The 7,437-nt window shown below is 67.8% G+C and carries 8 protein-coding genes; 4 read left to right on the top strand and 4 right to left on the bottom strand.

Annotated features, from left to right (window positions below; translation table 11 throughout):
- Positions 1 to 148: 148 nt before the first annotated feature.
- Positions 149 to 1,558 carry an SPFH domain-containing protein gene (locus tag D187_RS36625; protein ID WP_051256701.1) on the bottom strand — a complete coding sequence of 470 codons (1,410 nt, stop codon included), beginning with the start codon at positions 1,556 to 1,558 and terminating at the stop codon, positions 149 to 151.
- 218 nt (positions 1,559 to 1,776) lie between these two features.
- A complete protein-coding gene (locus D187_RS36620; protein ID WP_002628976.1) occupies positions 1,777 to 2,766 on the bottom strand; it encodes a GlxA family transcriptional regulator in 990 nt (329 codons plus the stop codon).
- Positions 2,767 to 2,883: 117 nt separating this feature from the next.
- Here D187_RS36620 and D187_RS36615 point away from each other — a divergent pair, with 117 nt between their 5' ends.
- Positions 2,884 to 3,429, top strand: coding sequence for a cysteine hydrolase family protein (locus D187_RS36615; protein WP_002628975.1), 546 nt, complete (start codon positions 2,884 to 2,886; stop codon positions 3,427 to 3,429).
- A 122-nt stretch (positions 3,430 to 3,551) separates the two neighbouring features.
- Here the strand turns inward: D187_RS36615 and D187_RS36610 are convergent, their stop codons facing one another.
- Together D187_RS36610 and D187_RS36605 are read right to left on the bottom strand one after the other, a co-directional pair.
- On the bottom strand, positions 3,552 to 4,100 hold the full coding sequence (locus D187_RS36610) for a hypothetical protein (protein ID WP_155893845.1): 549 nt from the start codon (positions 4,098 to 4,100) through the stop codon (positions 3,552 to 3,554).
- The gene (locus tag D187_RS36605; RefSeq protein WP_043433325.1) at positions 4,097 to 4,717 is read right to left on the bottom strand and encodes a hypothetical protein; all 621 of its coding nucleotides are present in this window, start codon (positions 4,715 to 4,717) and stop codon (positions 4,097 to 4,099) included. The genes D187_RS36610 and D187_RS36605 overlap by 4 nt, the downstream gene beginning before the upstream one ends.
- Before the next feature lie 305 nt (positions 4,718 to 5,022).
- Here D187_RS36605 and D187_RS36600 point away from each other — a divergent pair, with 305 nt between their 5' ends.
- From D187_RS36600 to D187_RS36590, 3 genes are read left to right on the top strand one after another with little or no spacing between them, the layout of a single operon-like run.
- Positions 5,023 to 5,322, top strand: coding sequence for a PepSY domain-containing protein (locus tag D187_RS36600; RefSeq protein WP_002628972.1), 300 nt, complete (start codon positions 5,023 to 5,025; stop codon positions 5,320 to 5,322).
- 23 nt (positions 5,323 to 5,345) lie between these two features.
- Positions 5,346 to 6,023 (top strand): winged helix-turn-helix domain-containing protein, encoded by a 678-nt coding sequence (locus D187_RS36595; protein WP_002628971.1) that lies wholly within the window; start codon positions 5,346 to 5,348, stop codon positions 6,021 to 6,023.
- Entirely contained in the window at positions 6,010 to 7,389 is a 1,380-nt protein-coding gene (locus tag D187_RS36590; protein WP_002628970.1) for a sensor histidine kinase, read from the top strand. The genes D187_RS36595 and D187_RS36590 overlap by 14 nt, the downstream gene beginning before the upstream one ends.
- Positions 7,390 to 7,437: the final 48 nt, after the last annotated feature.

Raw genomic sequence — 7,437 nt, 5'->3', positions numbered from 1 at the left:
GGGCAACTGCCCCGGTCTACCCGACAGGAGGCGAGATGTCGGAACGAGTCCTTTGACACCTTCGACCGGACACCTTCGACCTGTCCCGGAGGGTCTACGCCCACGTGACGCGCGGAGGGAGCGCCCGGGGCGTCTCCGGGTGGAGGGCTCAGGACTCCCGGCGCTCGGGGGTTTCCGGTTTGAGCGCCCCCGCCAGCACCAGCATCTGCGTCACCAGCGTGGTCAGCGCCTGGCCCTCCTGGGCGCCTGCCGCACCGCCAATGCTCACCGAGCGCAGCTCCTGGGGCTGGGGCAGCTTCTCGGCGATGGCGGGCAGCAGCTCCACCAGCCGCGCCTGGAGGTTGGCCGGGGTCCGCCCGTTGAGGATGCGCTCGCGGTCGTCCTGTAGCTCCAGCTCCGCGCGGGCCTGCCGGTTGGCCGCCGCCCGCTCCGTGTCCAGCACGTCGATGGCCGCCAGCGCCTGGCGCTTGCGCTGCGCCGCCTCCACCTCCTGCTTGAGCTTCGCCAGCTCCGCCTCCACCGCCAGCCGCTCCTTCTCCAACTCGGCGTTCTGCAGCGCCGTCTGCTGGTGCTCGACGGCCAGCTTCCGCGCGTCCTCCTCCTCGCGCTGCCGCCGCCGCAGGTGCTCGGCCTGCTCCCGGTCGTACGCCTCCGCCTCCTTGCGCGCGCGCAGCATGGACAGCTCGCCCTCGCTCTCCAGCCGCATCCGCTCGCGCGCCTGCTCCACCTCCTGCTCCCGGTGGGCAATGGCCTCCTCCGTCTCGAGTGTGGCCAGCCGCGCCACGCGCTCGCGCTCGGCCCGGAAGGGCTTCTGCAAGCTCTCCCACAGCCGCCCGGAGCTCACCACCGCCTCCTTCACCTGCACCGTGACGATCCGCAGCCCCAGGCCCTTGTCGCCCCCGCCCAGGCCCTCGGCCACGTGGCGCAGCCGCGCCGTCAGCTCCTCGATGATGGGCTGTTTGTCCGAGAGCACCGCGTCGATGCTCATGGTGGCCACCTTGTCCTTGATGGCCGCCTCCGCCTGCTCGCGCAGTTGCACGTTCACCACTCGCATGGGCTCCTCGGCGTCCGTGAAGTCCAGCTTCTTGTAGGCCGTGGCGAAGTCCTCGATGATCCACTGCACGTAGCCCTGCACCAGTAGCCCCTGCAACTCGCGGCAGATGCAGTGCGCGTTGATGAGGATGGTCTGCATGGCGCCCGGGACCACCAGGAACGAGTCCGTGGCCGGGTTGAAGCGGAAGGACACCCCCAGGCCGATATGCAGCGGCTGCGCATGGCCGCGCCGGGTGTGCACGACGTAGGCGTTGGGCGGCACCACCACCGTCTTCCATCGCCAGAAGCCCGTGATGCGCACGTCCACGGCGTTGCCTGGAATCTCGCGGGGGGCCGCGACGGCGGCCAGCGCCCGGGCCCGGCCGCCCATGGGCGCCTGCACCTGCGCCACCATCTTGCGGGCTTTCAGGTCCACCTCGACGCGCTGCTGCTGCTCGCGCACCTGGTCCAGGTACTCGTTGCGCACCGGCTCGTGATTGTTGTGGATGCTGTTGTTCGCTGACATCGTCACGGACCCCCAGGGCTCCGGAGGGCCGCCGACCGCCGACGAGCCAGCACCCGGATGCTCTGGTGCCCATCTCACCACATTCCCGGCCGTGCGAGGGTCCCGGGGCAAGGCGCTGCCGCTGAGAGCCGTTGAGATGCCGCCCGGCACACAGCCCTCATGGCACCCGTCAGCAGCCCTCCTCGCCCCCTCGGCTGTAGCCAGTGCCGCGTCACGGCTCACGCGCCTCGATGGCCGGTGACGCTGAATCGGCGCCGGTAGTCACCAGGGGACAAGCCCATCCGTTTGAAGAAGACCTTGCGGAAGGCGCCAGGGTCCTCGTAGCCCACCCGCCAGGCCACCTGCTCGATGGACAGGTTCGAGAACTCCAGCAGCTCCCGTGCCTTGCCCACACGCAGGTACTGAACATAGGTGGTCGGGCTCAACCCCGTCGCTTTCTGGAAGCGGCGCAAGAAGGTGCGCTCGCCCAGCGCGGCATGCGCCGCCATCATCGGCAATGTCACCTTTTCCGGGCCGCGGGCCTGGAGCCAGTGCTGCACCTTCAGGATGGCCTCGTCCCCATGGTGCAGCTTGGGCGAGAAGTGGCTGTAGAAGCGTTGCTCGCGCCCGGAGGGATCCGCCAGGAAGAAACGGGCGGTCGCCAGCATGAGACTCGGACTGAGCAGCCGATCCACCAGCCGCAACCCGAGATCGACCCAGGCCATCACGCCACCCGCCGTGATGATGTCTCCATCCTCGACGAGCAGCTTGTCCGGCTCCAGCCGGATGGCGGGAAATCGCTCGGCCAGCCGCTCCGCCAGGCTCCAATGGGTCGTCGCTGGCCGGCCATCCAACAGCCCCGTTTCCGCCAACAGGAAGGCACCGGCGCAGATGGAGCAGAGCGTGGTGCCCGCGGCATGCCGGGCGGCGATCCAGCGGGCCAGCGTCCTCCTCTGCTCTTCCCGCGGCTCTTCCTCCAGGCTTGGCGGAAGGATCAACGCGACCAGGGACGCCCCGGCCTGGGCGTGGGTGTCGAAGACCCGCTCCATCTTCCCGCCATCGTCAGGCCGCCAATGGCTGACCCGCAGGGCGGGCACGCCCGACACGCCCTGCTGGGCCGCGAGCCGGTTGGCGATGCGGAACATGTCCGTCAACCCATGTACCGCCGACATCTGGGCACCGGGATAGAGCAGCAGTCCGATATGGGCCAGGACGTGCCCTGTGGTCATTTGTCAGTTCTACCCCTGATCCTGTCAGTTCCGCCAATCCCGATGGGGCGGAGCGCCGCTCTATCTTCCGACCATTCACCGCGGCACCCCAACGGCCAGGACCAGAAGGAAGGCACCATGAGCAAGCGCGCCCTCATCGTCATCGACGTCCAGAATGATTACTTCCCGGGCGGGAAATGGACCCTCAACGGCATTGACGCCGCCGCGGACAACACCGCACGGCTGATCGCCGCCGCGCGGGCTCGGGGTGAGTTGGTCGTCCATGTCCGCCATGAATTCAAGACCGCCGACGCTCCCTTCTTCACTCCAGGTTCGAGCGGGGCCGCGATCCATGAGAAGGTGACCCCGGCGGCGGCGGAGCCGGTGGTGCTGAAGCACTTCGTCAACTCCTTCCGCGAGACCGAGCTGAAGACAATCCTCGAGCGCCACGGGATCGAGGAACTCATCATCTGTGGCGCCATGAGCCACATGTGCATCGATGGCGGGGTGCGGGCGGCGGCCGATCTGGGCTACCGCTGCACCCTGATCCACGATGCCTGCGCCAGCCGCGATCTGGAATTCGGAGGCGTGCGCGTACCCGCCGCTCAGGTTCATGCCGCTTTCATGGCGGCGCTCAGCTTCGCCTATGCCAGGACCCAGTCCACCGATGAGTTCCTGGCGTGAGCCGGCTGACCTGGTCCGGCCAGCGCTCGCCACTCGACATGGCGAAAGTCGATGGCGCCGGGCGGCTCGTGAAGGAACTGCGCGAGCACCAACGCTGAGCCTCTGGACCGCACCGCCCCCGGTCAGCGCTCTCGCAGGCGGACCTCGATGTTGCTGACTTCCGCTTCATGCGCGAGCGCGGACCCGCTGGCCTTCCAGTGCACGTTCAGGATGCCTTCCGCTGGCGGCCCCTGCCGCTCGATTTCGATCCGGAACGGGACCTCGCACCGCTCTTCGGCCTGTTGACACAAGGGGTGGTCGAGGCGGTAGAGCCCCATGATGGGATGGAGCGGGTTGGTGTCGTTGGCTCTCTCCGCGTAGATGCTGCCGTCACGCTCGTCCACGATCCGGACACGGATCCACGGAATGAGTTCCGAGGTGTCGCCCTTCAGCCCCTGCCAGGAGTGATCCACCTCGAGCGACAACGAGGCATATTCAATCCTCATCTTCTTGCCCTCCTTCGGTGCGACGACCATGACGAGGCGCTGTTCGACCCTGGGCGCGGAGGGGGGGAGAGACATCACCACGCTCTCGACTTGAGAGTGGGGCACCTGGACGTTGTAGCCGGGATGGCACGCGGCCACCATCAACGAGAGGCTGCTCGAGAGCAGGTGCGGCAAGGGGGCTTTCATGGCTCCGAGACCTGCACGGTGAAGCCCTTGGGCAACGTGGTCGCGCCCTCGGCGTACGCCTCGGCCGTCACCTTCCACTCCACCTCGACGGAGCCCTCGGCGGCGTGCGGCAGGAGTTCGAACTCCAGGGGGACGGTCCATTCACAACCCTGGTCGGTCTTGCACTCGGAGCTGTCGCTCGTGAGGGTTTCCACTGTCATGGGTTGATTGGGTTTTCCGAGGATGAGCACCTCGCCTCGTCCGGGGCCAGCGCCGGAATCGTTGTCGGACGGAATGTACAGCCGCGTGAGCAGCCAGGGCTTCTCATGGCTGTTGGGATCCGTTGGACTCCAGCGCGCGGTAACCTCGGCCCTCAACAACAGCTCGACTCGATCGAATGACTTCTCCTGCGTGGAGACCCGGACCTTGAAGTGACGCGTCGCGGTGGTGGCTTGTGTCGTCAGGCCCAGGGGCGCGCCCTCGTATTCCGAGTTGACCTGCGGCGGAAGCGGCGAGGGCGACGTGGCCACCGAGCCGATGCACGCCACGACAAGGGCGAGGTGCACCGCCCAGCGGCGGTAACGGGGGACCGAGGGCGTCGTGGACGTCGGGTGCTCCAGTGAAGGGGGCTGCATCATGGGGCTCCTTCCGGGGTGAGACTGTCGTCGGGATGCACGGGGCGCCTTCGCAACCGAGGTGCCATGGAGTGCTCAGAGGACGGAGCACGGCGGCGTTGCGCGAAACCGCGACGTTCCTGTCAGAGTCCTCCCACGGCGTGATTCCAGTCATTTGCCAGTCACGCTCCCGGGAGGGGGGGCGGCCAGGCCGGGCACCTTACGAATCCGTATGGAGCGCGAAGAAGGAGCGGCAAACCGGGGTGTGCATGATTCCATCGTCCGGGCATGGAGCACGGACCGCTTCAGTTCCTCGAAGGAGTCGGATCATGCGGATGAACAACCTCCTCGTCGCGTGCTTGCTGGGAGTGGGTCTCGTGGCGGACGCGGTCGCCGCTTCCCATGCGAGCGAGCTCAGGATGCTCGCGCAGACGAAGATCAGCCTGCAGCAGGCCATCGACGCGGCCCAGCGGCATCAGGGCGGACAGGCCCTCGAGGCGTCGCTCGACGATGACAGCTTCAAGCCCGTCTACGAGGTCAGCATCGTCAAGGACAACCGCGTCTTCGACGTCTGGGTGGATGGCGTGGATGGTAAGGTGCTCGGTGCCCGCGAGGACGTGAAGGACTAGGCCTCGCGGGTGGGAGATTCCCGGTGCGCGTGCTGCTGATCGAGGATGACACGGAGACCGCGGAGTACATCCGCCGTGGCCTGGGCGAGCTCGGCCACGGGGTCGATCATGCGAAGGATGGCCACGAGGGCCTGATGATGGCGACGAGTGGCGGCTACGACGTGCTCGTCATCGACCGGATGCTGCCCAAGCTGGATGGCATCTCCCTGCTCAAGGTGTTGCGTGAGGGCGGCACCCGGACGCCGGTGCTCTTCCTCACCGCCATGGGGAGCATCGAGGACCGGGTGAAGGGGCTGGAGTCGGGGGGCGATGACTACCTGGTGAAGCCCTTCGCGTTCTCCGAACTCCACGCCCGCCTCGTCTCGCTGTGCCGCCGCCCGCCGTTGCAGGAGGTACGCACCGTCCTCACGCTCGCCGACCTGGAGATGGACCTCCTCAAGCGCACGGTGGTGCGCGCGGGCAAGGTGATCGAGCTGCAACCCACGGAGTTCCGGCTGCTGGAGTACCTGCTGCGCCACGCCGGCCGCGTCGTCACGCGCACGATGCTGCTGGAGCACGTCTGGAACTTCAATTTCGATCCGAAGACGAGCGTCGTCGAGACGCATATCAGCCGCCTGCGCGCCAAGTTGGACCGGGGGTTCGACTCGGGACTGCTCCACACGGTGCGAGGCGCGGGATACAAGCTCGATGTGGCTTCCTAGGGTCCTCCGGACGGCGAACTTCCGCCTCGCCCTGAGCTACGCGGCGGTCTTCGGCCTGTCCGTCTTCCTCCTGGGAGTGATCGTCTTCTTCGGCGTGCGCGCCTCCATCGAGCAGCAGTTGCGCGGCGAGATCGAAGCGGAGGTTGGCCAGCTCCTGGTGGACTACCGGGACGACGGGCTGGAAGAGCTCCGCCACGACATCCGGGAGCGGATCGAGGCGAACCCCGCCCGGCGGCTGCACTACTACATGCAGAGCCCGGACGGCCGCGTGGTGTTCGATCCGCTGCGTGCCATTCCCACTCCCGATGGCTGGCACACCGTCCGGGTGAAGGCCGAGGGAGGCAAGGGCGCCAGGACGTCGGTGTTGCTCCGGGCGCTCACGTTGGATGGGGGATACAAGCTGGCGGTGGCCGCCGACCTCTCCCTGCTCCACGAGGCCGAGCGGGCGATACGTCAGGCGTTTGGTTGGGCCTTCCTGTTCACCCTGGTGGCGGGGGCCCTGGGGGGACTGTGGATCGGCCAGCGCTTCCTGGCCCAGGTGGATGAGATCACCCGGGCTGCGGACCGGATCGGCAAGGGGGATGTGGCGGGGCGGCTTCCCTCCCGGGGGACCGGGGACGACCTGGACCAGCTCGCCGCCGTCATCAACCGCATGCTGGATCGCATCCAGCAGCTCCTGGAGAGCGTGCGGCAGGTGGGCACCAGCATCGCCCATGATTTGCGTACGCCGCTCGGACACCTGCGGCAGAAGCTGGAGGCGATGCGCGAGGACTCCGTCACCCCCGAGCGGCGGGAGGTGCTGCTCGACGAGGCGCTGAGGCAACTGGATGCCAGCCTCGAGACCTTCTCTTCCCTGCTGCGCATCGCCGAGGTGGAGTCCGGCTCACGCCGCGCGGGCTTCGAGACCGTGTGCCTCTCCGAAGTCCTGGAGAGCCTCGTGGAGGTCTACCAGCCCGTCGCCGAGGACAACGGGCAGCGCTTCTCGGCGAACATCCATCCCTCGCTCCAGATGCGGGGCGATCGCGGCCTGTTGACGCAGCTCTTCGCCAATCTGGTGGAGAATGCCCTGCGTCACTCGGGGCCGGGCAGCGCCATCCACCTGGGCCTGGACGTCTCGGACGGGGGCTTCGCGGCGACCGTGTCCGACACGGGCCCGGGAATCGACGCGGCCGAGTACGAGAATGTCTTCAAGCCCTTCTACCGGTTGGATGCGAGCCGCACCCGCCAGGGCAGTGGACTGGGAATGAGTCTGGTGGCGGCCATCGCTTCCCTGCACGGTCTCTCGCTGTCGCTCGGAGACAACCGGCCCGGTTTGAAGGTGACGGTCACCGGGGCCACGGGACCCGGCGGACTGCGCCGCGGTTGAGGCGGAGCAGGAGCCTTCGTGGGACTCGGGTGCATGGGCGGGGGCGGC

It is taken from the genome of Cystobacter fuscus DSM 2262 (genome assembly GCF_000335475.2).
Lineage (GTDB): Bacteria > Myxococcota > Myxococcia > Myxococcales > Myxococcaceae > Cystobacter > Cystobacter fuscus.
Note: the sequence above shows the minus strand (reverse complement) of the source record. Positions and strands in the feature narration are given on the sequence as shown.

Bases quoted from the DNA above. Each gene is read 5' to 3' on its own strand.
- D187_RS36625 (WP_051256701.1), bottom strand. From the start codon at position 1,558: ATGTCAGCGAACAACAGCATCCACAACAATCACGAGCCGGTGCGCAAC.
- D187_RS36620 (WP_002628976.1), bottom strand. From the start codon at position 2,766: ATGACCACAGGGCACGTCCTGGCCCATATCGGACTGCTGCTCTATCCC.
- D187_RS36615 (WP_002628975.1), top strand. From the start codon at position 2,884: ATGAGCAAGCGCGCCCTCATCGTCATCGACGTCCAGAATGATTACTTC.
- D187_RS36610 (WP_155893845.1), bottom strand. From the start codon at position 4,100: ATGAAAGCCCCCTTGCCGCACCTGCTCTCGAGCAGCCTCTCGTTGATG.
- D187_RS36605 (WP_043433325.1), bottom strand. From the start codon at position 4,717: ATGATGCAGCCCCCTTCACTGGAGCACCCGACGTCCACGACGCCCTCG.
- D187_RS36600 (WP_002628972.1), top strand. From the start codon at position 5,023: ATGCGGATGAACAACCTCCTCGTCGCGTGCTTGCTGGGAGTGGGTCTC.
- D187_RS36590 (WP_002628970.1), top strand. From the start codon at position 6,010: ATGTGGCTTCCTAGGGTCCTCCGGACGGCGAACTTCCGCCTCGCCCTG.